This window comes from Hypericibacter adhaerens (assembly GCF_008728835.1).
Lineage (GTDB): Bacteria > Pseudomonadota > Alphaproteobacteria > Dongiales > Dongiaceae > Hypericibacter > Hypericibacter adhaerens.
In genome coordinates this window covers 5,725,114-5,750,123 of record NZ_CP042582.1, presented here as the reverse complement: position 1 = coordinate 5,750,123, position 25,010 = coordinate 5,725,114, and the positions used below count along the sequence as shown (strand labels likewise).

The 25,010-nt window shown below is 69.6% G+C and carries 20 protein-coding genes; 11 read left to right on the top strand and 9 right to left on the bottom strand.

The features are described from left to right. Nucleotides 1–183: 183 nt before the first annotated feature. Nucleotides 184–1,800 (top strand): alkaline phosphatase D family protein, encoded by a 1,617-nt coding sequence (locus tag FRZ61_RS25745; RefSeq protein ID WP_151120503.1) that lies wholly within the window; start codon nt 184–186, stop codon nt 1,798–1,800. Between the two features lie 172 nt (nt 1,801–1,972). Beyond that, nucleotides 1,973–2,224 (top strand): GlsB/YeaQ/YmgE family stress response membrane protein, encoded by a 252-nt coding sequence (locus FRZ61_RS25740; protein ID WP_151120502.1) that lies wholly within the window; start codon nt 1,973–1,975, stop codon nt 2,222–2,224. 88 nt (nt 2,225–2,312) lie between these two features. Here the strand turns inward: FRZ61_RS25740 and FRZ61_RS25735 are convergent, their stop codons facing one another. Genes FRZ61_RS25735 through hemC form a run of 3 tightly spaced genes read right to left on the bottom strand, consistent with a single transcriptional unit; the run spans nt 2,313 to nt 6,950 of the window. Continuing rightward, nucleotides 2,313–3,770, bottom strand: coding sequence for a heme biosynthesis protein HemY (locus FRZ61_RS25735; protein WP_151120501.1), 1,458 nt, complete (start codon nt 3,768–3,770; stop codon nt 2,313–2,315). Between the two features lie 23 nt (nt 3,771–3,793). Further along, complete coding sequence (locus FRZ61_RS26505) at nt 3,794–5,983, bottom strand: uroporphyrinogen-III synthase (RefSeq protein ID WP_191909208.1); 2,190 nt, start codon at nt 5,981–5,983, stop codon at nt 3,794–3,796. Between the two features lie 25 nt (nt 5,984–6,008). After that, on the bottom strand, nt 6,009–6,950 hold the full coding sequence (hemC, locus tag FRZ61_RS25725; protein ID WP_151120500.1) for a hydroxymethylbilane synthase: 942 nt from the start codon (nt 6,948–6,950) through the stop codon (nt 6,009–6,011). Between the two features lie 288 nt (nt 6,951–7,238). Here hemC and tsaD point away from each other — a divergent pair, with 288 nt between their 5' ends. Together tsaD and FRZ61_RS25715 are read left to right on the top strand one after the other, a co-directional pair. Beyond that, the gene (gene tsaD / locus FRZ61_RS25720; RefSeq protein ID WP_151120499.1) at nt 7,239–8,324 is read left to right on the top strand and encodes a tRNA (adenosine(37)-N6)-threonylcarbamoyltransferase complex transferase subunit TsaD; all 1,086 of its coding nucleotides are present in this window, start codon (nt 7,239–7,241) and stop codon (nt 8,322–8,324) included. Further along, a complete protein-coding gene (locus FRZ61_RS25715; RefSeq protein ID WP_151120498.1) occupies nt 8,321–9,322 on the top strand; it encodes an NAD(P)H-dependent glycerol-3-phosphate dehydrogenase in 1,002 nt (333 codons plus the stop codon). The genes tsaD and FRZ61_RS25715 overlap by 4 nt, the downstream gene beginning before the upstream one ends. Nucleotides 9,323–9,602: 280 nt before the next feature. On the opposite strand, the gene FRZ61_RS25710 is transcribed toward FRZ61_RS25715, so the two are convergent. Then, nucleotides 9,603–11,507: a PAS domain-containing sensor histidine kinase gene (locus FRZ61_RS25710; RefSeq protein ID WP_151120497.1), complete on the bottom strand. Its 1,905-nt coding sequence runs from the start codon at nt 11,505–11,507 to the stop codon at nt 9,603–9,605. A 298-nt stretch (nt 11,508–11,805) separates the two neighbouring features. Between FRZ61_RS25710 and FRZ61_RS25705 the strand changes: the two genes are divergently transcribed. Genes FRZ61_RS25705 through FRZ61_RS25695 form a run of 3 tightly spaced genes read left to right on the top strand, consistent with a single transcriptional unit; the run spans nt 11,806 to nt 12,945 of the window. Continuing rightward, nucleotides 11,806–12,096, top strand: a complete 291-nt coding sequence (locus tag FRZ61_RS25705; protein ID WP_151120496.1) for a YciI family protein — start codon at nt 11,806–11,808, stop codon at nt 12,094–12,096. 40 nt (nt 12,097–12,136) lie between these two features. Further along, complete coding sequence (locus FRZ61_RS25700; RefSeq protein ID WP_151120495.1) at nt 12,137–12,553, top strand: EVE domain-containing protein; 417 nt, start codon at nt 12,137–12,139, stop codon at nt 12,551–12,553. A gap of 29 nt (nt 12,554–12,582) precedes the next feature. Further along, complete coding sequence (locus tag FRZ61_RS25695) at nt 12,583–12,945, top strand: Rieske (2Fe-2S) protein (protein ID WP_151120494.1); 363 nt, start codon at nt 12,583–12,585, stop codon at nt 12,943–12,945. 6 nt (nt 12,946–12,951) lie between these two features. On the opposite strand, the gene FRZ61_RS25690 is transcribed toward FRZ61_RS25695, so the two are convergent. Further along, the gene (locus tag FRZ61_RS25690; RefSeq protein ID WP_151120493.1) at nt 12,952–14,634 is read right to left on the bottom strand and encodes a methyl-accepting chemotaxis protein; all 1,683 of its coding nucleotides are present in this window, start codon (nt 14,632–14,634) and stop codon (nt 12,952–12,954) included. A 332-nt stretch (nt 14,635–14,966) separates the two neighbouring features. Here FRZ61_RS25690 and acs point away from each other — a divergent pair, with 332 nt between their 5' ends. Then, nucleotides 14,967–16,907 (top strand): acetate--CoA ligase, encoded by a 1,941-nt coding sequence (gene acs, locus FRZ61_RS25685; protein WP_151120492.1) that lies wholly within the window; start codon nt 14,967–14,969, stop codon nt 16,905–16,907. Between the two features lie 33 nt (nt 16,908–16,940). On the opposite strand, the gene FRZ61_RS25680 is transcribed toward acs, so the two are convergent. Continuing rightward, complete coding sequence (locus FRZ61_RS25680) at nt 16,941–17,438, bottom strand: MerR family transcriptional regulator (protein WP_151120491.1); 498 nt, start codon at nt 17,436–17,438, stop codon at nt 16,941–16,943. Nucleotides 17,439–17,845: 407 nt separating this feature from the next. Here FRZ61_RS25680 and FRZ61_RS25675 point away from each other — a divergent pair, with 407 nt between their 5' ends. Then, complete coding sequence (locus tag FRZ61_RS25675; RefSeq protein ID WP_225309008.1) at nt 17,846–20,002, top strand: heavy metal translocating P-type ATPase; 2,157 nt, start codon at nt 17,846–17,848, stop codon at nt 20,000–20,002. Nucleotides 20,003–20,053: 51 nt separating this feature from the next. Here the strand turns inward: FRZ61_RS25675 and pdxR are convergent, their stop codons facing one another. Continuing rightward, entirely contained in the window at nt 20,054–21,547 is a 1,494-nt protein-coding gene (gene pdxR, locus FRZ61_RS25670) for a MocR-like pyridoxine biosynthesis transcription factor PdxR (protein WP_151120489.1), read from the bottom strand. 129 nt (nt 21,548–21,676) lie between these two features. On the opposite strand from pdxR, the gene FRZ61_RS25665 reads away from it, so the two are divergent. Continuing rightward, nucleotides 21,677–22,426, top strand: a complete 750-nt coding sequence (locus tag FRZ61_RS25665) for a pyridoxamine 5'-phosphate oxidase family protein (RefSeq protein ID WP_151120488.1) — start codon at nt 21,677–21,679, stop codon at nt 22,424–22,426. 466 nt (nt 22,427–22,892) lie between these two features. Here the strand turns inward: FRZ61_RS25665 and FRZ61_RS25660 are convergent, their stop codons facing one another. Next, on the bottom strand, nt 22,893–23,474 hold the full coding sequence (locus FRZ61_RS25660) for a hypothetical protein (protein ID WP_151120487.1): 582 nt from the start codon (nt 23,472–23,474) through the stop codon (nt 22,893–22,895). Between the two features lie 116 nt (nt 23,475–23,590). Then, nucleotides 23,591–23,812, bottom strand: coding sequence for a DUF1674 domain-containing protein (locus FRZ61_RS25655; RefSeq protein ID WP_151120486.1), 222 nt, complete (start codon nt 23,810–23,812; stop codon nt 23,591–23,593). A 153-nt stretch (nt 23,813–23,965) separates the two neighbouring features. Here FRZ61_RS25655 and htpX point away from each other — a divergent pair, with 153 nt between their 5' ends. Next, nucleotides 23,966–24,949: a zinc metalloprotease HtpX gene (gene htpX, locus FRZ61_RS25650; protein WP_151120485.1), complete on the top strand. Its 984-nt coding sequence runs from the start codon at nt 23,966–23,968 to the stop codon at nt 24,947–24,949. Nucleotides 24,950–25,010 lie beyond the last annotated feature (61 nt).

Genomic DNA, 25,010 nt, shown 5'->3' with positions numbered 1-25,010 from the left:
AGCCTCAAATGGTCAACAGAGCCTTAGGGGCCCGGTTCCTCCGGGGGCGGCCGAACCGGGACCTGCGTCCCCCGGCCGCGGCCAATTTGATGCCACTGAAACAGCCGCGTCACGGGATCGCCCCGGAGCGCGCTTAGGGTCGATCCAGGCCCAAGTGACCCAACCGATTCGGGAGAGCATCGGATGAGCGCCAAGCGGACCCCGCCTGCCCAAACCCCTTCGCCCAAATCCCCCCTCTGGCCCTCGATCTCGCGCCGCTGGCTGCTGCGCGCCGGCACGGCCGGCGTCGGCACCGCGCTGCTGTCGGGCCCCTCGCTGCTGATGCCGCGCCCGGCGCTGGCCCAAGGCAGCCGGCCCCTCATCACCCACGGCGTCCAGAGCGGCGATGTCAGCGCCGACGGCGCCGTGATCTGGGCCCGCACCGACCGGCCGGCACGGATGATCGTCGAGTATGCGACGAGCGACGGCTTCGCCGATGCCAGCCGCATCGCCGGTCCGGCGGCGCTCGATGTCAGCGACTTCACCGCGCGCACGGTGCTGACGGGCCTGCCCGCCGGCCAGGACGTGTTCTACCGGGTGAGCTTCGAGGACCTGAGCGACCTCGCCAGCCTGAGCGAACCCTTGACCGGTCGCTTCCGCACGGCGCCCGCCGACAAGCGCGACGTCAATTTCGTCTGGGGCGGCGACGTGGCCGGCCAGGGCTGGGGCATCAATCCCGGCTTCGGCGGCATGACCATCTTCAAATCGATGACGGATCTCACGCCCGACTTCTTCATCCATTCCGGCGATTCGATCTATGCCGACGGACCGATCAAGGCCGAGGTGGCGCTGCCGGACGGAACCACCTGGAAGAACATCGTCACCGAGGAGAAATCCAAGGTCTGCCAGACGCTGGCCGACTATCGCGGCGCCTACAAATACAATCTCATGGACGAGAACCTGCGCGCCTTCAACGCGGCCGTGCCGATGCTGGCCCAGTGGGACGATCACGAGACCCGCAACAACTGGTATCCGCGCCAGGTCATCGGCAACGACGACCGCTATCAGGTGAAGAGCCTGGCGCTGCTTTCGGCCAATGCCAGCCAGGCGTTTCGCGAATATATGCCGATGCGCACCCAGCCCGAGGATGCCGAGCGCATCTACCGCGTGGTCCGCTACGGCCCGCTGCTCGACGTCTTCATGCTCGACATGCGCAACTATCGCGGCGACAACTCGAAGGATCTTCAGCCCACCGCGGGACCCGACACCGCCTTCATGGGGCCGCAGCAGATCGCCTGGCTCAAGCAGGAGCTGAAGGCGAGCAAGGCAGTATGGAAGGCGATCGCCGCCGACATGCCGATCGGGCTCGTCGTTCCGGACGGCGACAATATCGAGGCCATCGCCAACAAGGATGGCGGACCGCCGCTCGGCCGCGAGCTCGAGATCGCCGATCTCCTCTCCTTCATCAAGCAGAACGGGATCGTCAACACGGTCTGGTTCACGGCCGACGTGCATTACGCGGCGGCGCACTACTACGACCCCAATCAGGCGAAGTTCCAGGATTTCGAGCCGTTCTGGGAATTCGTCTCGGGCCCCCTCAATGCCGGCACCTTCGGGCCCAACGAACTCGACCCGACCTTCGGGCCGCAGCTCAAGTTCATCAAGGCGCCGGATGCGGGCCAGTCGAACCTGGCGCCCAGCGCCGGCTACCAGTTCTTCGGCCATGTCCATATCGACGGCGCCAGCACCGCCATGACGGTGACGCTCAAGGACATGAAGAACCAGGATCTGTTCCAGGTCGAATTGACGCCGGCCGTCTGAGGAAGACCGGCCGCGATTCAGGGTGTGGCGGGTGCGGAGGTTGGGGGCCTCCGTACCTATCCCCTGTTATGCGTGTCCCCGAGGGGTTACATTTCGCTCCGAGACCGCGCCCGCGGCGGCGCTCGGATCGGACCTCGACCGGGTCCGGCAGTGACAAGGGGAGTCCAGGACCATGGGTATCATTTCGTGGATCGTGCTCGGCCTCATCGCCGGCGCCATCGCCAAGTTCATCATGCCCGGCAACGACCCGGGCGGATTCTTCGTGACGATCATCATCGGCATCGTGGGCGCCGTGATCGGCGGCTTCATCGCCACCCAGCTCGGCCTCGGCGGCCTCGACGGCTTCAGCTGGCACAGCCTCATCGTCGCCATCCTGGGCTCGCTGGTGCTGCTGGTCGGCTACCGGATGATCAAGCGCGCCTGACGCCGACCCGCCCGACAACGGACGGAAATGCCGCCGTGGCCCGACCCCCGGCGGCATTTTCATTTGCGCGGCGCCGGCCACGATCGGCTCAGGTGATCAACCGTGCCGCCTCGACCGGCGCCGTGCCTTCGACCGGTTTCGTCTCGCCGCCCGTCGCGGCCGGAGCCGAAGCCGCTGGAGTCGGGGCCGGCGTCACCGTCGCCGGCGGCAGATAGCGCGCTTCGCCGGCGCGCGCATCGGCGAGCGCCGGAACCACGCGGGCACCTTCCTTCCAGGCAAGGCTGTCGAACTCGCCGCAATGGCCGCAGCGCGCACTCCATTCCGAGGCGGCGGCGCCGCATTCGCCGCAAACCCAGGCCGGGTCCGGCGGCGCGTCGGCCGCCGCCATAAGCCAGCGCCGGGCGGCAGCGAGATCGCCATGCTCGCCTTCTTCCAGGCGCGCCATCAGGCGGCAGAGGCGCGCGGAGGGTGCCGCCTTCTCGGCCGCGGCCACCGCCTCCAGCGCCTTGCGGGCCGGTCCCCAAAGCCCCGCGGCGATAGCAGTCTCCGCCAGAGTCAGCCGGCTCTCCACGGCATCGGGACGGGCTTGCGTCAGCTTCTCGAAACGGCGCGCCCGGTCGAGCGCGCTCTCGCTCGGCCGCAACGCCGCGTAGGCGCCGGCGATCGCGGGATGCGCCAGACCGCGCCCCCAGGCCTTCTCCAGGATCTTCTCGGCCTCGCGCTCGCGCGAGGCCTTGGCCATCACCCGCGCCTCGATGGCGAGCGCCGGGACGAAGTCCGGCAGCAGCCGCACCGCGTCGCGCGCCAGGGCGACGGCCCGCACCGGCTCCGGCTCGAGCCGTGCCTGCTCCAGCAGCGTCACCCCCTCGATGCGGCGATAGCGCTCGCGATCGATGACCTTGAGCTTCTCGGCGGCCTTGGCGGTGCGGCGCGCGGAGATCCACTCGCCCTGCTTCAGCTCGAGATCCAGCAGCGCCTTCGCGGCCCAGCCCGCCTGCGGCCGCTCCTCATGCGCCTTGGCGGCGAGCTTCAGGGCTTCGCTCGTGTCGCCCTTGGCGAGCGCCTGGTTGAGCAGGCCACGCATGCCGAGGAAAGCCGTCTCGGGCCGCTCCAGCATGGCGGTGAAATAGCGCCGCGCCGCGGTCTCGTCGCCCGAGAGCTGCGCCGCCTGGGCCGCCAGCAGCAGAGTCAGGGGCGGCTCGCTCAGCAGCCCATGGGCGATGCGCGCCTGGCGCTTCGCTTCCTCCGCATCGCCCGCGGCGACCGCGACCATGCCCTGGGTCAGCGCCCGGTAGCCCTTAAGGCGCTGGCGCTCGCCGCGCCGCTCGGCCATCCGGCGCGGACCCCGGACAATGATGCCCCAGAGCCGGTAGATCACCGCCGCCAGCGCCATCAGCAGCAGCAAGGCCGCCAGCAGCACGCCCACGCTGGTATCGACGCGCCAGCCGAGCCAATCGAAGCTGACATGACCGGGCCGATCCGCAACCCAGATCGCGGCCGCGACCAGGATCGCGAGCTTCAGCAGAAACCAGAGCGTGCTGCGCATGGGCCTTGCGCGTCCTCCTGCCGTCAGCCGCCGCCGCTGGCGGTGGAAGGCGAGGCCGTCAGCCGCGCCAGTGCCGCTTGTTCGAGCCCGTCGAGCGCAGGGTCGGCCTGGAGACGGGCCGTGGCCTGCTCGCGCCAATCCTTTACCACGTCGGCCGCGGGGCCCGTCAGGCCATCCATCGCCGCAGCCGTCCCCGGCAGATCGCCGGTCGATGCCGCGGTCTCGGCCCGCGACAGGCGATCCGAGACGCTGTCGCCTTCGGCGGCACCGTCGCTGGGCCTGATCCGGACCAGCTTCGAGACGCCCTTCATCAGCCGGTCGAGCCAGCCCTGGCCGGTCGGGGTCTCGGCCAGCGCGCCGCCCGAGGCGGTGAGCGCCTGGTCCACCAGGTCCGGCACCTGCTGCAGCAGCACCGCGGTGGTGGGCAGCCCCGAAGGCGCGTAATGGCCCAAGGTCGTATGCGCCTTGGTCAGCGCGTCGGCGAGACCGTCGTCGTTCTGTGCCAGGCCATCGACCGCCTGCAGCTCCGTCGTGAAGGGACGCCCGGCGGCGATGGCGCTCTTGAGGCGCGCCGTCGCCAGCAGCAGGGCCGCGTCCTTGGCTTCGGGGCCGCTCGTAGGCCGCGCCTCGAGCGCGGCCAGGCGTTGCGCCGCCTGGTCCAGCGTGGCCTTGAGCTGCGTGTTCTCCTGCTGGAGCTGGTCGATGGCACCGAGGCGCTGAGTGGCCTCGTCGAGGCTCGCCTTCAGATGCGCGTTCTCGCTCGCGACCTGATCCAGCGAGGATTGCAGCGCGGCGAGAGCGGCCGTATCGGGGGCGGGCGCCGGCGTGCCGCTGTCGGGGGCCGGCACGTTCGCTGCCGCCGAAGCCTGCGCGGCGGCCAGGCTGTCGAGCTTCGTGCGCAGATCCGCAAGCTCGGCCGGCAGGGCTGCGATATCGTCGGGCAGCGCCGGCGCGCCGGTGGCGGCCATGGGCTGCTGCTGGAGCTGCGATTGCAGATCGCCCTGGGCCTTCACCAGATCGTCCAGCTTCTGCGCGAGATCGCCCGCCTTCTTCTCGAGCGCGCCGATGCGTTCCCATTGCGCCTGGCGCTCCTGGACGGCGCGCTCCATCGCGGCCTGGATCAGCGCCAGGTCGCTTTCGACCTGCGCCAGCTCGGTCTTGAGGCTGCCGGCATCCGCGGTCGCAGCCGTCCCGCCGCCGGACGAAGCGGGCGCGGTCGTGCCGCCGTCGCTCGCGAGGCCGGCGCCGCTGTCCGAAGCCGGCGCGATCGTCTCGGCGGTGTGAGTCGCGCGGTCGATGAGCGGCTGCCAGACCGGGCGCGAGGCCGCGACGGCGACGATCAGGATCAGCAGCGCCGCCACCAGAATGAAGCGGCGCGCGGGCGCCGGTCGGCGCGCCATGCGCTTGAGGGCCGCTTCGATATCGGCCGGCGCCGGCGTGTCGGCGACGGCCGCAGCCTCGCGCGCCGTAGCGGCGGCCGGCCTCGCCGCTTCCGCCGCCTGATCGACCAGCCGCAGCATCGAGGGCAGGTCGGGCTTCTCCGCCGTCATGAGCGAGCGCCAGGGCAGCGCCTGCACGGCCTTCGCCACCGCCGGGCTGAGGCAGAGCGCCGTCGCCTGCTCGATGCCGTTGAGCGCGGCCTCACCCGCACCCTGCACCAGCGTGAGGAAGGTTTCCGCCGTGCGGGGCGAGAACAGCAGCACCAGCCCGATCTCGCCGCGTTCCAGCCGTCCCCTGACATCGTCGGTCAGGGCGGTCGCCTGATCGGCCGAATAGAGCATGGCGCGCCGGAGCTCGAATCCTTCCGCGCCCAGGAGCCCCGTCAGATCGCCCGCGACCGCGGAACCGGCCGCATGGAAGAGCGCGCCGCGCTTGGGATCGAGGCGGCGCGCCACCAGCCGCGCCAGATCCTCGACCGCGCCGGCAGCGCTCTCGACCGTCTCGAATCCGGCGGCGCGCGCCGCGCGCGCGGTGTTGTCGCCGACCGCGAATACGGGCAGGTCGCGCTTCTGCGACAGGTTGGCGAAGGCGCGCACGCCGTTGGCGCTGGTGAAGAGCAGCGCCTGCACGCCCTCGAGATCGATCGTGGCATCGCTGACGGGTTTGACCGACAGCAGCGGCTCGCGCACGACCGTGATGCCGCGCGCGATGAGCGCCGCCGCCAGCGGTTCGGCGTCTTCGTCGGGTCGGGTGATGAGAGCGGTGAGCGTCATCGCGAGGATCCCCTGGGTTCGCCGATCAGGCTCCTTGAAGTCGGGCGAAGAAGGACGGGCCCGCCTTGGCCTTGAGGGCGCGCCCCGCCTCGCGGCCCAGCGCCTCCGCTTCGGCGGCCGGCCCCTCGATGGTCGCGCGGTGATGGTCGCTGCCGTCGGGAAGCGCGATCAGGGCCCGGAGCGAGAGACGATCGCCCCCGGCCTCGGCCAGGGCCGCGATCGGGGTCCGGCAGGAGCCGTCGAGCGTGGCGAGGAGCGCGCGCTCGGCCGTCACCGCGATCCGGGTGGCCCGATGATCGAGCGGCGCCAGCCAGCGCCGGGTCGCCGCATCCTCGGCGCGGATCTCGATGCCGATGGCACCCTGCCCCGGCGCCGGCAGCATCTCGTCGGTCGAGAGCAGCGCCGTCGCCCGGTCCTGCATTCCCAGCCGCTTGAGGCCCGCCAGCGCCAGCAGCGTCGCGCCGATCTTGCCCTCCGTCAGCTTCTGCAGCCGGGTTCCGACATTGCCGCGCAGATTGACCACCGGCAGATCGGGACGGTGCAGCAGGATCTGCGCCTTGCGCCGCAAGGAGGCGGAACCGACCACGGTGCCCTCGGGCAGGCTCGCGAGGCTGGTGCCTGCGCGCGCGATCAGCACGTCGCGCGGATCCTCACGCTCCAGCAGGGTCGAGATCTCGAGACCTGGCGGCAGATGCGTCTCCACATCCTTCATCGAATGAACCGCCGCGTCGATCTGCCGATCGATCAGCGCCTCCTCGATCTCCTTGGTGAAAAGCCCCTTGCCGCCGATTTCGGCCAGAGGCCGGTCCTGGACCTTGTCGCCGGTCGTCCTGATGATGCGAATCTCGATCGCGTCCGGCTCGCGCAACTCATCATGCGCGGCCCTCAGGCGGTCGCGCAACTCATGCGCCTGGGCCAGCGCCAAGGGACTGCCGCGCGTGCCGATTCGCAGGCGGGCTTGCGTCATGGGCGGCGGCTCGGAATCATCGGTGATCCTTGGGCTTTTTCTTCGAATCCGGACCCAGCTTTAGGGCTTTGGACCGGCGCTGGCAAGCGGCCCGGCCCGGCCCATTTTTCAGCCTCTCATGTCAATTTGCGGGCTGGAATAAGGCGGCCATCGGTCGCGGAGTCGCCCGGCTGGCGGCGCCCGCTCTCCGCGATTAGGATCGCGCCCGCCATCGCCTCTTCCGATGACATGGATCAAGGCGATCCCGTCATCGAGTCGCCGTTCCCTCGTCCACTCCCGAGTCGTGCCATGCGTGTTCTAGGTATCGAATCCAGCTGTGACGAAACCGCGGTCGCGATCGTCGATGACGGGCGGCGGCGCCTGGCCGACCTCGTGCTCTCGCAGCTCACCGAGCATCGCCCCTTCGGCGGGGTGGTGCCCGAGATCGCGGCGCGCAGCCACCTGGGCCAGCTCGACCGCCTGATCGCCCGGGCGCTGGCGCAGGCCGGCATGAAGCCCCACGAGCTCGATGCGATCGCGGCGACCGCGGGCCCCGGTCTCATCGGGGGCGTGCTGGTCGGCGTCACCATGGGCAAGGCCATGGCGCTGGCGCTCGACCGGCCCTTCCTCGCGATCAATCATCTCGAGGGCCATGCGCTCTCGGCGCGACTCGATCCCGGCGTCGCCTTCCCCTATCTGCTCCTGCTGGTGTCGGGCGGCCATTGCCAGCTGCTGCGGGTCGAGGGCGTCGGCCGCTATCGCCGCCTCGGCACGACGGTCGACGACGCGGCGGGCGAAGCCTTCGACAAGGGTGCCAAGATCCTGGGGCTGGGCTATCCCGGCGGTCCTGCCATCGAGCAGGCGGCCGCACGCGCCAAGGCCGCGGGAATCGATCCGGATGCCTATGGCCTGCCGCGCCCGATGCTGGGACGGCCCGGCTGCGATTTCTCCTTCTCCGGCCTCAAGACCGCGTTGCGCCAGCGCGCGCAGGAACGGGCCGCGGACGGCGCGCTGCCCGAGCGCGACGGGCTGGCGCTGGCGCTGCAGGAATCGATCGCGGCGGTTCTCGCGGATCGCACCGCGCATGCGCTCGAGGCTGCCGCTGCCGCGACGCCGCGCCTGACGGCGCTGGTCGCCGCCGGCGGCGTCGCCGCCAACCAGCGCATCCGCCAGGCGCTGGAGCGGGTCGCCCGCGCCCACGACCTGCCGTTGGTGGCGCCCCCCTCGCGTCTCTGCACCGACAATGCCGCCATGATCGCCTGGGCCGGCATCGAGCGGCTCGAGGCGGGCCTGACCGACTCCGCCCATGGCGACGGCCTCGATTTCGCCGCGCGCCCGCGCTGGCCGCTCGATCCGACGGCGCCGCGCGCAGCCGGCGCCGGCGTCAAGGCATGACGAGGGGCTTGCAGCGCTGGGGCATCCTCGGTGCGGGTGCCTGGGGCACGGCGCTTGCGGTCGCGGCCGCGCGTGCCGGGCGCGAGGCGCTTCTCTGGACGCATCGCCCGGAGGTCGCGGCCGGCATCGTGGCGCGGCACGAGAACCCCGATTACCTGCCCGGCCAGCGGCTCGATCCGCGCATCGAGGCCAGCGCCGATCCGGCGGCGCTCGCCGATCGCGACGCCCTGCTGCTGGCGGTGCCGGCGCAGCATCTGCGCGAGGCGACGCAGCGCCTGGCTTCCCTCTGGCCGCAGGACCGTCCTGTCGTGGTCTGCGCCAAGGGCATCGAGCAGCGCAGCGGCCTCACCATGACCGGGCTGCTGCGCCAGACCCTGCCCGGACGTCCGCTGGCGGTGCTGAGCGGCCCGACCTTCGCCGCCGAGGTCGCGGCCGACCTGCCGACGGCGGCGACCGTCGCCGCGGCCGACGAGGGCCTGGGCCAGGCCATCGTCGAGGCGCTGGCCAATCCGCGCTTCCGTCTCTACTGGTCGAGCGACGTGACCGGCGTCGAGCTCGGCGGCGCCATCAAGAACGTGCTCGCCATCGCCTGCGGCATCGTGATCGGCCGCCGGCTCGGCGACAATGCGCGCGCGGCCCTGATCGCGCGAGGCCTGGCCGAGATGATGCGCTTCGCGGTGCCGCGCGGGGCCCGGCCCGAGACGCTGATGGGTCTCTCGGGGCTGGGCGATCTGGTGCTGACCTGCAGCGGCCGCCAGTCGCGCAACCTCTCGCTCGGCGTGGCGCTCGGCGAAGGGCGCAGCCTCGCCGAGCATCAGGCGGGACGGCGCAGCGTGGCCGAAGGCGTGTGGACGGCATCGGTGCTGCGGGCCCAGGCCGAGGCCGCCGGCATCGAGATGCCGATCGTCCGCGCCGTCGACGAGATCCTCAACCGCGGGGCCGCGATCGACCAGGCGATCGACGCGCTCCTGTCGCGCCCGTTGCGCGCGGAAGGATAAGTGCGAGCCGGTAATCTCCTCCCCCGCGATGCAGAGCAATCGCATTTGAGGCTTTCTTCACCTCCCCCCTTGAGGGGGGCTGGGGTGGGGGGTAGCCGCAGACTCGTTGCAAGCCCGTCCTGCTGCGATGAGAGCTCCGTTTTCAGTCGTGTTCTACGATCACCCCCCACCCTAACCTTCCCCTCAAAGGGGGAGGGGATTCATTCGCGTCGCCACATGCGATCGCCCTGCCCCGCGATGCGGGAGAGGGGACAAAGACTCCGTTCTCCTTTGACTGGCCTCAGCCGTTGACGGCGGCGGCCTGGGGCGGCTTCTCGGCCTGCGCGATGATGCGGTCGGGCGGCAGGCGCAGCGTGGCGGTGGTGCCGACATCGAGCGCGCTCTCGAGCTGCAGGCGGCCGCCATGGAGCTCGATCAGCGACTTCGCCAGCGGCAGGCCGAGGCCTGTGCCCTCGTAGCTGCGCGAGAGCGAGCTGTTGATCTGGACGAAGGGCGTCAGCGCCGAGGGGATGTCGGCGGGATCCATGCCGATGCCGGTATCGATCACCGCCAGCTCCAGCCAGCCGTCGGCCTCGAGGCTGGCGCGGATCGTGATGCGGCCGCCGCGCTTGTTGAACTTGATGGCGTTGATCAGAAGGTTGAGCAGCGCCTGCTTGACCGAGCGCATGTCGCAACGCACCGCGAGCGGCAGGCAGCGCAGGTCGGTCACGATCTCGACCTCGCGCTCCTCGGCGCGCACGCTGACCATGCGCAGGCAGGCCGCGATCAGCTCGCCCAGATCGACCTCGAGGTCGGAGAGCTCCATGCGGCCGGCCTCGATGCGCGACAGGTCGAGGATGTCGTTCACGACGGCAAGCAGATGCTCGCCGCTCTGGTGGATGTCGCGCGCATAGTCGGCATAGGTCGGCACGCCCAGAGGGCCGAACATCTCCTTCTCCAGGATCTCGGAGAAGCCGATGATGGCGTTGAGCGGCGTGCGCAGCTCGTGGCTCATATTGGCGAGGAACTGCGACTTGGCGCGGTTGGCCGCGATCGCGTCCTCCTTGGCGTGCCGCAACCGATCCTCGGATTCGCGCCGGGCGGAGATGTCGCGGAGCGTGCCGATCATCAGCTGGCGGCCGCCCAGCCGCACGCGGCCGACCGCGAGCTCGACCGGGAACTGCGAGCCGTCCTTGCGGCGCGCGGTCATCTCGTTGAGCGCGATGCCGTGCTGCTCGCCCTCCGGCCCCGCGAGGCGGCGCAGAAGCTGCATCCCGCCGGCGCCGCCCGGGCTGTCCGGCAGCAGCATCGAGACGTCCGAGCCCGTGGCCTCGGCCGCCGAATAGCCGAAGCCGCGCTCGGCCGCGGGATTGAAGGATTCGATCCGGCCCCAGCCATCGACCGTGATCACCATGTCCGCCACGTTCTCGAGAATCCCGCGGATGCGCGCATCGCTCTCGCGCAAGGCGGCCTCGGACTGCACCAGCTCGCGCGCCCTGGCCTCGGCGACGGCGGTGCGCTCGGCGACCCGGCGCTCCAGCGTGGTGTTGAGATCCTCGAGCGCGCCCATATGCTCGCGCAGGGAGCGCAGCATCGGCCGGAAGACCAGGAGCGCGATCGCGACGATCACGGCCGCGAACAGCAGCAGCTCCAGCATCTGCATATGGCCGAGCTCGCGATGCAGCCGCTCCTCGTAATGCTGCCAGGCCGCGGTCTCGGCATCGAGGGCGGCCAGCAGGCGGGGATAGCTGTCCGCGATCGCCTGCATCTCGATCCGGCCCGGCTTCAGCATCGTCGCCGGCAGCATCGACAGGATGTGAGCCTGGGAGATGAAGCGCTGCAGCGTGAATTCGAGCGCCACCTCGTCGGTGTTGTAGAAGGCCACCAGCTCGCGCGCGGCCGGACCCAGGGTCTGGGCCCGATCGACGAGACGCCGATGGAGCTCGGCCAGCCGGTCGGCGGCGACCCGCATCCGCGCCTGATCCCGGCTGTCGGCCGTGCGGGCGATGTCCTGGGCCAGGAGCGCGATCTGCAGCGCCAGACGGCTCTGCTGCGCGCTGCCATTGACGGTGGCGATCTGCTCCTCGGCCTTGCGGCGCTGCAGCTCCGCCACGGTCGTCGCGGCGGCAGCCACACCCAACAGCAGCGCCAGCGCCAGTCCCAGGAGCCAGAACCAGCGGCGGATGACGGGATGAGACGCAGACATGGGGCTCGCGGTGTCCGCTCCTCCGTCCGGGTAAGGGCCCACGAAAGAGCAAGGCCGCGTCCTCCTCGGGGCCGGGGGAGGGACGCGGGATGGGCGACGGCAGGCCGCCCCGATTCATTCTCCCTTCTGATTCGTTAATAATTTGTCGCTTTTTTGAAATAGGTTGACGGCTGGTTACCCCGGACCTCCCGAGCCGCGGATTCCCGCCCTTTTTGAGAGACCCTGGGACATGGCCAGGGGGCCACGAACCGGGTTAGGCTCGCCGGCCTGCCCCGCCGTCCCTGCCCAAGGAACCCTCATGCTTTACATCGCCTATTGCCTGGACAAGCCCGACCATGCCGCGGTGCGGGCCGCCAACCGGCCGGCCCATGTCGAATTCCTGAAGCAGCACGCGGCCCAGATCGTCATCGCCGGCCCGGTCCTGAGCGAGGACGGGCAGCAGATGGCCGGCAGCCTGTTCATCCTGGAGTTCGACGGCCGGGGCGATGTCGACCGCTTCCTCAAGAGCGATCCCTATGCGAAGGCCGGCCTCTTCGCCTCGGTCGACGTGCGGCCCTGGCGCAAGACCATCGAGCGCGATCCGCGCTGAACCGCGCAGGTCCGAACCGGCAAACCAGGGAGACCCCAGGATGGCCTATTGGCTGGTGAAGTCGGAGCCCTCGGTCTATGGCTGGGAGCAGCTGGTGAAGGAGGGCAAGACCCACTGGAACGGCGTGCGCAACCACCAGGCGGCCGCCAACCTGAAGGCGATGAAGGCGGGCGACCGCGCCCTCTTCTATCATTCGAACGAGGGCCTCGCGGTGGTGGGCATCGCCGAGATCACCAAGACCGCCTATCCCGATCCCACGGACAAGACCGGCAAGTTCGTGATGGTGGATCTGAAGCCCGTGACGGCGATGAAGCAGCCGGTCACGCTGGCTTCCATCAAGGCCGAACCCAAGCTCAAGGACATCGCGCTGGTGCGCCTGTCGCGGCTCTCCGTGCAGCCGGTCGATGCCGCCGCCTGGAAGCTCATCTGCAAGATGGGCGGCGTGAAGCCCGACTGAAGACAGGACCAAGCCGAGCGATGCCGGCGATGGATCAGGATCCGAGCGGCCGGCGCCTCTGCCGGATCGACGAGATTCCCGACGGCACCGCGCGCGGATTCCTGATCGGCGACGGGCCGGGCCGGCTCGATTTCTTCGTCTATCGCCGCGGTGATCGGCTGCTGGGCTATCGCAATGCCTGCCCGCACCAGGGCACGCCGCTCGAGCTGTTCCCCGACCGCTTCCTCACCAGCGACAAGGAACGCTTCCTCTGCACCACGCATGGGGCGCAGTTCCGCATCGAGGACGGCTATTGCCTCAGGGGACCCTGCAAGGGGAAGTCGCTGACGCCCTTCGCGGTCGAGACCGAGGCCGGCTGGCTGCTGCTGCCGGCCCCGGAATGTCGAGGCTAGAGAAACTCAGGCCGCGCGCACATCCTCGAGGAAGCGGCTGACCGTCTGGCCCAGCGCCTGGGCGCGGCCGGCGAGCTGCTCGATCGAGCCCAGCATCTGCTGCGCGGAATTGCCGGTCTGCTGTGCCGCCGCCGAGACCGCGCCGATATGGCCGGTCACCTGCTGCGTGCCCGTGGCCGCGGCCTGGACGTTGCGCGCGATCTCCTGGGTGGCGGCACCCTGCTGCTCCACCGCCGCGGAGATCTCGGTCGCGATCTCGGAGATGTTGCCGATGGTCGTGCCGATGCCGCCGATCGCGGTCACGGCGTCGGCCGAGACCTTCTGGATGTCGGCGATCTGGGCGCCGATATCCTCGGTCGCCTTGGCCGTCTGGTTGGCGAGGTTCTTCACCTCGGAAGCGACCACCGCGAAGCCCTTGCCGGCCTCGCCCGCGCGCGCCGCCTCGATCGTGGCGTTGAGCGCCAGGAGATTGGTCTGTGCGGCGATATCGTTGATCAGGTTGACAACCTCGCCGATCTTCTGTGCTGCCGCCGCCAGCCCCTGCACGGTGCCGTTGGTGTGACCCGCTTCCTGCACGGCCTTCTGTGCGATCTCGGTCGAGCGATGCACACGCGTGCCGATCTCGCCGACGGAGGCCGCCAGCTCCTCGGTCGCGCTCGCGACCGTGTTGACGTTGCTCGAGGCGGACTGGGCGGCCTCGGTGACGGCGGCGGACTTGGTCGAGGTCTCGGTCGCAGCCTGCGTCATGCTGCCGGCCATATCCTTCATGTCCGACATGGCGGCCTCGACCTCCTGCAGCAGACCCGACACGCTCTTGTCGAACTGGCCGGAGAGCTGCTCGAGCCGCTTGGCCCGTGCCTCCTTCGCCTGCTGCTCCTGGCGGGTCGCTTCCGCGAGCTCCGCCGCCTTGAGCGCGTTGTCCTTGAAGACCTGGACGGCGGCGGCCATGCGCCCGATCTCGTCCTCGCGCTCGCGGGCCGGAATGTCGGTGTTCATCTCGCCCTGCGCCAGCTTGCTCATGGCCTCGGTCATGGCGACGGTCGGGCGCACCACCGCGCGCACCAGCGCCATCGCGCAGAGCAGCAGGATCAGCACACCGGCGCCGGCCGCGATCAGGATCGAGACCCGGGCGATCCGGGCCATGGCGACGGCATGTTCCTGCGCATCCGCGACCGCGGATTCGATCTTCCCGCTCACCTGCTCCATCGCTTCCTCGAGCGCCTTGAACTGCTCGATGAAGGCGGGGAAGCCGGCCTCGGCCACCGTCGGATTCTCGAAGGCCTCCTTGGCGATCTTCTCGGCACCGGCGATGTAGACGTCGAGCTTGGGCGCGACCTCGGCCAGCGCGGCCTTCACGTCCTCGCCGAGCGCCAGCTTGGTGTTGGCGTCGACCGCCTCCTGGAAGCTCGTGACATGATCCTCGAGATCGGCCTCGACCTCCTGGCGCGCATCGGCATTGCCGCTCGCGCCGTCGCGCAGCGCCGAGATCACATCGGCACGCAGCGCGTCATGCATCATGTCCGCTTCCATGTGATGGCGCAGCGCGGTCGAGGTGACCACCACATCGGCAAGCTGGTTCTCCTGCTCACCCGCGACCCAGAGCCCGACACCGGCGGTCAGGGCCAGCAGCAGCGCGCTCACGCCGCTCACGACATAGAAACGAGTGCCGACAGAAAGACCTTTAGCCATAGGATTTATCTTCGCCTCATGTTTTATCCGAATTGGCTGCGACACTATGCCGGCCGCTCTTAACGGAGGGCTAACCCGCCGTCCCGTCTCCCGGTCCTGTCCCGACGTACATCCAGCCGATACGAAAGGATTCCCGGGGCTCCGGCCCGGGACGAGCGCAGGATCGGGCGGCCGCTTGTTCCGCGCCCCCGCTTCCGTCAAGATGATCTTCCCTCAAGCCCTTGGCGCGGCACGCAAACCGCCCCGCCCTCCGGTTGTGGCGGGAATCCCAACCGCCCGCCCGCCGGACAAGAGCCAAGGGAGAAACCGCCCGTAGGGAGAAGCGCACCGTCATGACCAGCCCGACCCTGTTCCCCGTCCCCGAAGAACTGGCCCGGACCGCCTGGATCGACGAGGAGAAATACGAAAGCCTCTATCACCTTTCGATCAAGGACCCCGAGGCCTTCTGGGGCGAGCAGGGCAAGCTCGTCACCTGGATCAAGCCCTTCACCAAGGTGAAGGACGTGGACTACACGGGCGACGTGCGGATCCGCTGGTATTACGACGGCACGCTCAACGTTTCCGCCAACTGCATCGACCGGCATCTGGCGCTCCGCGCCGACCAGACCGCAATCCTGTGGGAGGGCGACGACCCCAAGGACCACAAGCATGTCTCCTATTCGGAGCTGCATGAGAATGTCTGCCGTCTCGCCAATGTCCTGAAGAAGCGCGGCATCAAGAAAGGCGACCGGGTCACGATCTATATGCCGATGATCCCGGAGGCGGCCTACGCGATGCTGGCCTGCACCCGGATCGGCGCGATCCATTCGGTGGTGTTCGGCGGCTTCTCGCCCGAGAGCCTGGTCGGCCGCATCCAGGACTGCGATTCCAACTGCATCATCACGACCGACGAGGGCTTGCGCGGCGGGCGCAAGATCCCGCTCAAGGCCAATGTCGACGAGGCATTGACCCGCTGCCCCTCCGTGAAGACCTGCATCGTCGTGAAGCACACCGGCGGCAAGATCAATTGGGTCGAGGGCCGCGACCACTGGTATCACGAGGAACTGTCGCAGGTGGGGCGCGACTGCCCGCCGGTCGAGATGAACGCCGAGGATCCCCTCTTCATCCTCTATACCTCGGGCTCGACCGGAAAACCGAAGGGCGTGCTGCACACAACCGGCGGCTATCTGGTCTATGCCGCCATGACCCACCGCTATGTCTTCGACTATCACGACGGCGACATCTATTGGTGCACGGCGGATGTGGGCTGGGTCACGGGCCACAGCTACATCCTCTATGGTCCGCTCGCCAACGGCGCCACCACGGTGATGTTCGAGGGCGTGCCGAACTACCCGGACGCCTCGCGCTTCTGGCAGGTGATCGACAAGCATCAGGTCAACACGTTCTACACGGCGCCCACCGCGATCCGCGCGCTGATGCGCGAGGGCGAGGGGCCGGTGAAGAAGACGAGCCGCCAGTCGCTGCGGCTGCTGGGCTCGGTCGGCGAGCCGATCAATCCGGAAGCCTGGCTCTGGTATCACCGCGTGGTGGGCGACGAGCGCTGCCCGATCGTCGACACCTGGTGGCAGACCGAGACCGGCGGGATTCTCATTTCGCCGCTGCCCGGCGCCACGGCGCTCAAGCCCGGCTCCGCGACCAAGCCGCTTTTCGGCATCAGGCCCGAGATCGTCGATGCCAACGGCAATGTGCTGGACGGGGCGTGCGAAGGGAATCTCTGCATCGCCGATTCCTGGCCGGGCCAGATGCGCACGGTCTATGGCGACCACAAGCGCTTCGCCGCGACCTACTTCTCCGCCTACAAGGGCAAGTATTTCACCGGCGACGGCTGCCGGCGCGACGAGGACGGCTATTACTGGATCACGGGGCGCGTCGACGACGTGATCAACGTCTCGGGCCACCGCCTCGGCACGGCCGAGGTCGAGAGCGCGCTGGTCGCCCATGCGAAGGTCGCCGAGGCCGCGGTCGTGGGCTACCCGCACGACATCAAGGGCCAGGGCATCTATGCCTATGTGACGCTCAACGCCGGCGAGCAGCCGAGCGAGGCGTTGCGCAAGGAGCTGGTGAACTGGGTGCGCAAGGAGATCGGCCCGATCGCCTCGCCCGACCTGCTGCAGTTCGCGCCGAGCCTGCCCAAGACCCGCTCCGGCAAGATCATGCGCCGCATCCTGCGCAAGATCGCCGAGAACGAGTACGGCAACCTGGGCGACATCTCGACGCTGGCCGATCCCGCGGTGGTGAAGGACCTGATCGACAACCGGATGAACCGCGGGTGAAGCCCGGGCCGGCGGCGACCGGACGCTCGCGCGTTACTCGGGGCGGGCGGTTCCGGCGTCGACGGCCGCCACCCCGGCGCTCATCTGCAGCGCGCCCTCGTGGTGATCGCTCAAGCAGTGCGCATGAGAGCTGTCGGCCAGCACCTGGATGACGCGGCAATCGCAGATCTTGCCGCCGCGGCAGACCGAGATCATCCGCTCGAACTCGGCCTTCAGCGCCGAGAGCTGCCGGATCCGCTGATCGACAGCGCTCAACTGGCGCTGCGCGATCTCGTCGGCGGCCGCGCAAGATCCCTCCGGATGGTCGGCCAGGGTCAGCAGCTCACGAATGGAATCGAGCGAGAAGCCGAGCTCGCGGCTGTGCCGGATGAAGGCCAGGCGATCGAGATGGCGCTGGCTGTAGCGCCGCTGGTTGCCGGAGGTGCGGGCCGGCGGCGGCATCAGCCCGATCTGCTCGTAATAGCGGATGGTCTGGATGCGGCACCCGGTAACCGCCGCAAGCTGGCCAATGGCGAACTCTTTCAAAGACATAGTGGCAAGCCCCCATATCTACAGCTTCTGTAGGTTTCTAACCTGGGGCCGAAACGCCGGGATTGCAAGGCGCCAGACAGGGCCGGCCCTCGCTTCTTGAATCTACAGTCGCTGGAGGTCCCATATCGACGGGGAACAGCGCTGTCTCCCGTCCTATGAGGCCCTCGATGGCTCATCCGCACCGCCATGACCACGCCCCGAACCCGACGCACGGTCATGATGCATGCTGTGGGCCGAAGGCCGATGACGCACCTGCCGCAGATGCCTGCTGCGGCCCGGGCGCTGGCGCTCAATCGCCCAAGGCGCATCGCCGCCACGCGCATGAACAGGATCATGGCCATGATTCCTGTTGTGCGCCGACCGCGACTCTCGAACCGGGCAGCCCGCCCGCGAAGGGTCGCGCCTTCATGGTGCGCGGCATGGACTGCGCCGAGGAAGTGGCGGTCCTGAAGCAGGCCGTAGGGCCGCTCGTCGGGGGACCGGATCGGCTGGCCTTCGACGTGCTCAATGGCCGCATGACCGTTGCCCCGGCCGCGGGGAATATCTCCGACCTGGCCATCCTGGAGGCCGTCGCCACCACGGGCATGAGCGCTGTCCCGTGGCAGGCGACCGGCGCCAACGGGACCGGATCCGACGGCCACCGTCGCCAGCAGCTCCTGTTCACGGCCGCCAGCGGTGCCAGCCTCTTGCTCGGCGTCACCATTCACATGGCAACCGCCGGAAGCATCGGTGACGCGCTGCGCCTGCTGGTCAGCCACGCCGCCCAGCCGATGCCTTGGCCCGAGATCGCCGCCTATGTCGGGGCGGTTCTGCTGGGCGGCCGGTTCGTCGCGGTCAAGGCTTGGTACGCGTTGCGCAACCTGCGCCCCGACATCAACCTTCTGATGGTCGTCGCGGTGCTGGGCGCCATGCTCATCGGCGAATGGTTCGAGGGCGCGACGGTCGCCTTCCTGTTCGCCTTGTCGCTGGCACTCGAGAGCTGGAGCGTTGGGCGCGCACGGCGCGCGGTCGCGGCCTTGCTCGATCTGGCGCCGCCGACGGTGCGTCTGCTGCGGCCCGACGGATCGGAGATCGATGTTCCGGTGGCGGAGGCAAGACCGGGCGACCGCTTCATCGTGCCGGGCGGCGAGCGCATCGCTCTCGACGGCCGCGTCCTGTCAGGCAGCAGCGCCGTCAACCAGGCGCCGATCACGGGCGAAAGCCTGCCGGTCGAGAAGCAGGAAGGCCTGGAGGTCTATGCCGGCTCGATCAACGGCGACGGCACCCTGACCGTCGAGGTCACCAAGGCGGCGGACGACACCACGCTCGCGCGGATCATCCGCATGATCGAGGACGCTCATGCCCGGCGCGCGCCCTCCGAGCAGTGGGTCGAGCGGTTCGCCCGGATCTATACGCCGGCGGTGATGATGCTGGCCCTGCTCGTGTTCCTGGTGCCGCCGCTTCTCTTCGGCGGCCTCTGGGAAGACTGGTTCTACCGCGCGCTCGTGCTGCTGGTCATCGCCTGTCCCTGCGCGCTGGTCATCTCGACGCCGGTTTCGATCGTCGCATCGCTGGCGGCATCGGCGCGGGCCGGCGTGCTGGTGAAGGGCGGCGCCTTCATCGAGCTGCCGGCCCGGTTGAAGGCGATCGCCATGGACAAGACCGGGACCATCACGCGCGGCGAGCCCGAAGTGGTGGATGTGGTGCCCCTCGGCACGCACACCGAAGCGGAGCTCCTGGCGCGCGCGGCCGCGCTCGAGGCCCGCTCCACGCACCCGCTGGCGCGCGCCATCGTCCGCCGGGCCGAATCCCGGAACGTTTCGCCGGCCTCGGCTGCCGACGTCCAGCTGCTGAAGGGCAAGGGGCTGACCGGAACCTTCGGTGGCGAGCCTTTCTGGCTGGGCTCGCATCGCTATGTGGCCGAACGCGGCCAGGACACACCGGACATCGCGCGTCAGGCCGAGGCCCTGGAGGCCGATGGCAAGACCGTGATCGTGGTGGGCAATGCCCGTCATGTCTGCGGCCTCATCGCGGTCGCCGACACGGTACGGCCGGAAGCGGCGGGCATGGTGAAAGCGTTGCATGCGGCGGGCGTGAAGCATGTCGTCATGCTGACCGGCGACAACCGGGCGACGGCCGAAGCGATCGCCCGGCAGGTCGGCATCGACGAGGTCCATGCCGAGCTGCTGCCGGAAGACAAGCTGCGCAATGTCGAGCAGCTCGTCGGCCGGTATGGGACGGTCGCGATGGTCGGCGACGGTGTGAACGACGCGCCGGCATTGGCGCGTGCGAGCCTCGGCATCGCCATGGGCGCCATCGGCTCGGACGCGGCCATCGAGACCGCGGACGTGGCCCTCATGACCGACGACATCTCGAAGCTGGCCTGGCTCGTCTGGCATGCGCGGCGGACACTCGCCGTCATCCGGCAGAACATCCTGTTCTCGCTGGGCGTGAAGGCCGCCTTTCTTCTCCTGACCTTCGCCGGCGTGGCAAGCCTGTGGGGCGCCATCGCGGCGGATGTGGGCGCGTCGCTGCTGGTCGTCTTCAACGCACTTCGCCTCCTCAGGCCTGCCGCCCCTCGCTGAGCCCCGATCGGGCGCGAGCAGCGCGGGAGAGCGCAGCGTTCGCGGCAGGCCCTATGGCCGCAGCGCGGCCGCGAGCCTGATCGCCGCCGGCTCGATCCGGTCCTCCGGCACGCCGGCATAGCCGAGCAGCAGCCCCTGACGGCGCGGGCTCGTCATCTGGAAGGCCGAGAGCGGCGAGACGGTGATGCCCGCGGCGGCGGCGCGCGCGGTGGCGGCGCGATCGTCCATCCTTGCGGCCAATGCAGGCGCGAGGCCGGCGAGGAGATGCATGCCGGCCGGCGCCGGCGCCAGCTCGAGCAATCCTTGAAAATGGCGGTCAGCCGCGGCCAGCAAGGCCGCCTGGCGCGCCGCATAGAGCTTGCGCGTGCGCCTGATATGGGCCGCGAAATGCCCCTCGGCGATGAAAGCCGCGAGCGCCGGCTGTGCCGTCATCGCCGCATGATCGTCGAGCGTCGAGCGGGCCGCGGTGAAGGCGTCGACCAGCGCCGGCGGCGCCACGAGATAGCCCAGCCGCAGGGAGGGGAACAGCACCTTGGAGAAGCTGCCGACATAGATGACGCGGCCATCCTCGTCGAGGCCCTGGAGGGCTGCCAGCGGACGGCCCGCATAGCGGAACTCGCTGTCGTAATCGTCCTCGATGACCCAGGCACCCGCTTGGCGCGCCCAGGCCAGCAGCTCGAGCCGGCGGCCCAGCGTCATCACCGTCCCCAGCGGATATTGATGCGACGGCGCCACGCAGACGAGGCGCGCATCGGGCGCCTTGCGCGCGCCGGCCTTGACCGAGAGGCCTTCGCCGTCGACCGGCACGGGCACCAGCCTGGCGCCGGAGGCGCGCAGGACCTCGCGCACGCCGGCATAGCCCGGATCCTCGAGCCAGACGCGGTCGCCCGCATCGAGCAGCAGCCGCACCGCGAGATCGACCGCCTGGCGGATGCCGGAGAGCACGATCACCTGCTCCGGCTCGCAGCGCACCGCCCGCACCCGGCGCAGATAATCGGCGATGGCGGCGCGCAGCGGGAGATAGCCCCCCGCATCGCGGCCCGTCGCCATGGCCAGCGTCGGCCTTCGCCAGCTCCGCGCCAGCAGGCGCGACCAGAGCTCGAAGGGGAAGATGTCGAGATCGGGAATGGCCGGCGCGAAGGCGCCGTCGCCGCGCGTGGCGCGCGCGTCCGACGCCTTGCTCAGCGACAAGCCGCGCGCCGAGAGCCCGACCGCGGGCTTCGCCTGGGCCTCGCTGCGCGACGGCGCGCGGCGGCGGGGCGGCGACAGGTCGGGCAAGGTCGCGGCGACGCGGCTGCCGGAGCCGCGGCGCGCCTCCAGATAACCCTCGCTCGCGAGCTGCTCGAAGGCCGCGAGCACGGTGTTGCGCGAGAGCCCGAGCTCGCTCGCGAGCGCGCGGCTCGAGGGCAGGCGTCCGCGCGGCGCCAGGCGCCCGGCCAGGATCGCCTTGCGCAAGCCCTCGTAGAGCTGGCGATGGAGCGGGGCCGGCGCCGCTTCGTCGATGTCGAGATCGAGCAGGGGCATCCGGTCGGCACGGCGCGGCATGGGGCATCGCCCTTCCGTAAGTGGCTCCATAGAATATCGAAAACCGGACCTTTTGAAGAGACCAGTTACGGGGCATGAATGGTGCCCGGAAAGGCCCCCCGCGGGGGGCCGAAGGGAGAGACCTGACCCATGTCCAGCACGACCGGCTATGGCGCGCCGCCTTCGGCGCCGACCGAGGATTTCGAGCCGAGCCCGCGCTCGCGCGTGAAGCGGCTCTATCAGCGCGGCCATTACGACCGCGAGACCGTCTATGCGGTGCTCGATGCCGGGCTGATCGCCCATATCGGCTATGTGATCGACGGCCAGCCCTATGTCACGCCGACGGCCTATTGGCGCGAGGGCGACATGCTCTATTGGCACGGCTCGGCCGCGAGCCGGATGCTCGAGCATGTGGGCGAGGGCATCCCCTGCACGGTGACGGTGACGCATCTCGACGGGCTGGTGCTGGCGCGCTCGGGCTTCCACCACTCGATCAACTACCGCTCGGTGATGGCCTTCGGCCGCGCCCATTTCGTCGAGGAGCCCGAGGCGAAGATGGCGGCGTTCGAGGCCTTCGTCGACCGCATCTTCCCCGGCCGCTGGGCCGAGCTCCGGCCGGCGACCAAGCAGGAGGTCAAGGCGACCAGCGTGCTCGGCATGAAGCTCGACGAGGCCTCGGCCAAGATCCGCACCGGCGGGCCGGTCGATGACGACGAGGATTACGCGCTGCCGATCTGGGCCGGCGTGCTGCCGATCCGCACCGTCGTCGGCGAGACGATCCCGGACGCGAAGCTCAGGCCCGGCATCGAGCGCCCCGCGCATCTCTCGGTCTTCCGCGCCGACGCCGACCTCGACGCGCTCATGACGCAGGCGGCGAAGCAGCAGGAAGCGGCGGAGTAACCGCCGCTTCACTCGCCCCCAGCGTCATTCGCTCTCACCGCCATTCTCGCGCTTCCCGTCACCCCCGCGAACGCGGGGGTCCAACTCGATCCAGCGTTGCAGGCTAAAGCATGGATCCCCGCATTCGAGCGCGTGAAGAAATCGAGAGCACCACGCAAGGGCGTAGCAAACACTCAAGCCCCCTCCCCTTGCGGGAGGGGGTTGGGGGGGTGCCACGGACGCAGCTGGGGGCATCCCTGCGATCAATCACCGCTCTGGAGGCAGAAGGCCTAGATAGGGTGCCAAGCGAGCGAGCCCGAGCAGATCAGGCTCCGCTTATTTGCCAGGATCTCGCACGGCATCGCCCCTCCCCCTACCCCCTCCCGCAAGGGGAGGGGGCGAGAGAGTTCTTTGGCATCGCCGATTTCTTCACACGCTCGAAAGCGGGGATGACGATTGTGCGTTGGCGCGGGTGGCGTCTGCATCCTCACCGGTACCGGCTATAGCAATCCTGCACCGCGCCGATGGCGGCGCCGGTGCCGTAGAGCGTATACCAGTGATCCCATTCGATCAGGGTCAGCCTCTCGCCCTTGCGCAGCGCGTTGATGCCTTTGGTGTCCTCGGCGAAATCGAGCTCGAGCTCGTCGGCGTCGTAGGAATAGGCCGGCACCTTGCCGCGATAGATCTTGTCGATGCTCACCTCGGTCTCGAAATCGGACCAGGGCTCCATCTTCAGGACGTTCGGATCGATGATCACCAGGTAGAAGCCGTATTTGTCCCAGCCCACATAGAGGCTGACGCCGTTCCCGTAATCGTCGGACAGCTCGCAATAGACGCTGCCGTCCTTGTTGCGATAGGCGCCGCCATCCCAGCCCTGGACCGAGATCGGCTGGAACGGGCCGTTGCTGCCGGAAGATCCGCCGCCTCCCGATCCGCTGCCGGTGCCGCTCCCGCTGGTGCCGCCCGACGAGCTGCCCTGCCCGCCCTTCTGGCTGTCGGCCAGGGCTGCACCCAGGCCACCCACCACCATCAACGCCGCGACGAGAATCGCGGCGATTCGATTTCGCATGACCCACCCCTCCTCAAAGCATTCCCACCATCCCCCGCCTTCATTATGGGGCGGGAGCCGGTTGCTTTGTCTATCCAAGAAAGGAGTTTGGTCCTGAGCGGCAGGCGGGATGACGGTCAGAAGTCGCTGCAGCGCCCGCCCACTTCCCAATCGCCGTAACGGGTCGGCTCGGGCCCCTTCGGGCCGCCGATCTCGCGGACACGAGCCCCCGGGACCGCCGGTGCCTTCGGCGTTTCGGCGCCCGCCGTCCCGGCGGTTTCCGCCTCGCCCGCGCTGCCGGGCTTGGGTGCTGCCGCGGCCGGCGCCGGCCGGGGCTCTTTTTCGGAATGCTGCGTCATGACCCTCTGAAGCTAGGCAGCGGCGGCGCCGGCCGCAAGGCCCGACCGCGGGCGCCAACCGCTTGAATTCACAGGGCAGAATTCATACCTCATCCTGGAGCCCGGCGCGGCTGCCAGCGCCGGCCGTCTTTTCGCCCGAGGTCCGCGCTCCCGATGCCTTATTTCCGCACTGCCGTACTTCTCGCCGTCATGACGGCGCTCTTCATGGGCGTCGGCTGGCTGATCGGCGGCGGCCAGGGCATGGCGGTCGCCTTCTTCCTGGCGCTGGGCATGAACCTGTTCGCGCTCTGGAACAGCGACCGGATGGTCTTGAGCCTTTACCGGGCGCGCGAGGTCGACGAGCAGTCGGCGCCCGAGTTCGTCGGCATCGTGCGCCAGCTGGCGGCGCGCGCGGGCCTGCCGATGCCGCGCACTTATATCGTCGAGAATCCGCAGCCCAACGCCTTCGCCACCGGCCGCAGCCCGAGCAAGGCCGCGGTCTGCGCCACCACCGGCCTGCTGCAGCTGCTCGACCGGCGCGAGATCGCCGGCGTCATGGCGCATGAGCTCTCGCACGTCCAGCATCGCGACACGCTGATCATGACCGTGACGGCGACGCTCGCCGGCGCCATCGGCATGCTCGCCAACTTCGCCTTCTTCTTCGGGCGCAGCCGCGACAATCCCTTGGGCGCGCTCGGCACCATCGTGGTGATGATCGTGGCGCCGCTGGCGGCGACGCTGGTTCAGCTCGGCATCAGCCGCTCGCGCGAATACGAGGCCGACCGCCGGGGTGCCGAGATCTGCGGCCAGCCGCTCTGGCTGGCGAGCGCCTTGGGCAAGCTGGGCATGGCGAGCGGACGCATCCCCAACCCCCAGGCCGAGGCCCACCCGGCCACGGCCCCGCTCTTCATCGTCAATCCGCTGCATATGAAGGCGGTCGACAACCTGTTCGCCACCCATCCGAGCCTGGAGAACCGGATCGCCCGGCTCGAGGCCATGGCCCAGGGCATGGGCGGCGCGCCGGCCGATCTCGACCCCGCCCCCCAGGCAGCGACCGGCCCCTGGAGCCGGCCGGCAACGGCGACCCGGCCCGGCGGGCGTGGCTCCGTCCCCGATTCCGGCCCGGCCCCTTCCGGCCGGCGCGGTCCCTGGGGCTGAGCGCTTCACCTTCCCGGCCCATCACAGCGTCTGATTTGCGGGGCTGACGCATCGGACAGGT

Excerpts from the sequence above, each read along its gene's own strand:
- FRZ61_RS25745 (WP_151120503.1), top strand. The coding sequence starts at position 184 with ATGAGCGCCAAGCGGACCCCGCCTGCCCAAACCCCTTCGCCCAAATCC.
- FRZ61_RS25740 (WP_151120502.1), top strand. The coding sequence starts at position 1,973 with ATGGGTATCATTTCGTGGATCGTGCTCGGCCTCATCGCCGGCGCCATC.
- FRZ61_RS25735 (WP_151120501.1), bottom strand. The coding sequence starts at position 3,770 with ATGCGCAGCACGCTCTGGTTTCTGCTGAAGCTCGCGATCCTGGTCGCG.
- FRZ61_RS26505 (WP_191909208.1), bottom strand. The coding sequence starts at position 5,983 with ATGACGCTCACCGCTCTCATCACCCGACCCGACGAAGACGCCGAACCG.
- hemC (WP_151120500.1), bottom strand. The coding sequence starts at position 6,950 with ATGACGCAAGCCCGCCTGCGAATCGGCACGCGCGGCAGTCCCTTGGCG.
- tsaD (WP_151120499.1), top strand. The coding sequence starts at position 7,239 with ATGCGTGTTCTAGGTATCGAATCCAGCTGTGACGAAACCGCGGTCGCG.
- FRZ61_RS25715 (WP_151120498.1), top strand. The coding sequence starts at position 8,321 with ATGACGAGGGGCTTGCAGCGCTGGGGCATCCTCGGTGCGGGTGCCTGG.
- FRZ61_RS25710 (WP_151120497.1), bottom strand. The coding sequence starts at position 11,507 with ATGTCTGCGTCTCATCCCGTCATCCGCCGCTGGTTCTGGCTCCTGGGA.
- FRZ61_RS25705 (WP_151120496.1), top strand. The coding sequence starts at position 11,806 with ATGCTTTACATCGCCTATTGCCTGGACAAGCCCGACCATGCCGCGGTG.
- FRZ61_RS25700 (WP_151120495.1), top strand. The coding sequence starts at position 12,137 with ATGGCCTATTGGCTGGTGAAGTCGGAGCCCTCGGTCTATGGCTGGGAG.
- FRZ61_RS25695 (WP_151120494.1), top strand. The coding sequence starts at position 12,583 with ATGGATCAGGATCCGAGCGGCCGGCGCCTCTGCCGGATCGACGAGATT.
- FRZ61_RS25690 (WP_151120493.1), bottom strand. The coding sequence starts at position 14,634 with ATGGCTAAAGGTCTTTCTGTCGGCACTCGTTTCTATGTCGTGAGCGGC.
- acs (WP_151120492.1), top strand. The coding sequence starts at position 14,967 with ATGACCAGCCCGACCCTGTTCCCCGTCCCCGAAGAACTGGCCCGGACC.
- FRZ61_RS25680 (WP_151120491.1), bottom strand. The coding sequence starts at position 17,438 with ATGTCTTTGAAAGAGTTCGCCATTGGCCAGCTTGCGGCGGTTACCGGG.
- FRZ61_RS25675 (WP_225309008.1), top strand. The coding sequence starts at position 17,846 with ATGGTGCGCGGCATGGACTGCGCCGAGGAAGTGGCGGTCCTGAAGCAG.
- pdxR (WP_151120489.1), bottom strand. The coding sequence starts at position 21,547 with ATGCCGCGCCGTGCCGACCGGATGCCCCTGCTCGATCTCGACATCGAC.
- FRZ61_RS25665 (WP_151120488.1), top strand. The coding sequence starts at position 21,677 with ATGTCCAGCACGACCGGCTATGGCGCGCCGCCTTCGGCGCCGACCGAG.
- FRZ61_RS25660 (WP_151120487.1), bottom strand. The coding sequence starts at position 23,474 with ATGCGAAATCGAATCGCCGCGATTCTCGTCGCGGCGTTGATGGTGGTG.
- FRZ61_RS25655 (WP_151120486.1), bottom strand. The coding sequence starts at position 23,812 with ATGACGCAGCATTCCGAAAAAGAGCCCCGGCCGGCGCCGGCCGCGGCA.
- htpX (WP_151120485.1), top strand. The coding sequence starts at position 23,966 with ATGCCTTATTTCCGCACTGCCGTACTTCTCGCCGTCATGACGGCGCTC.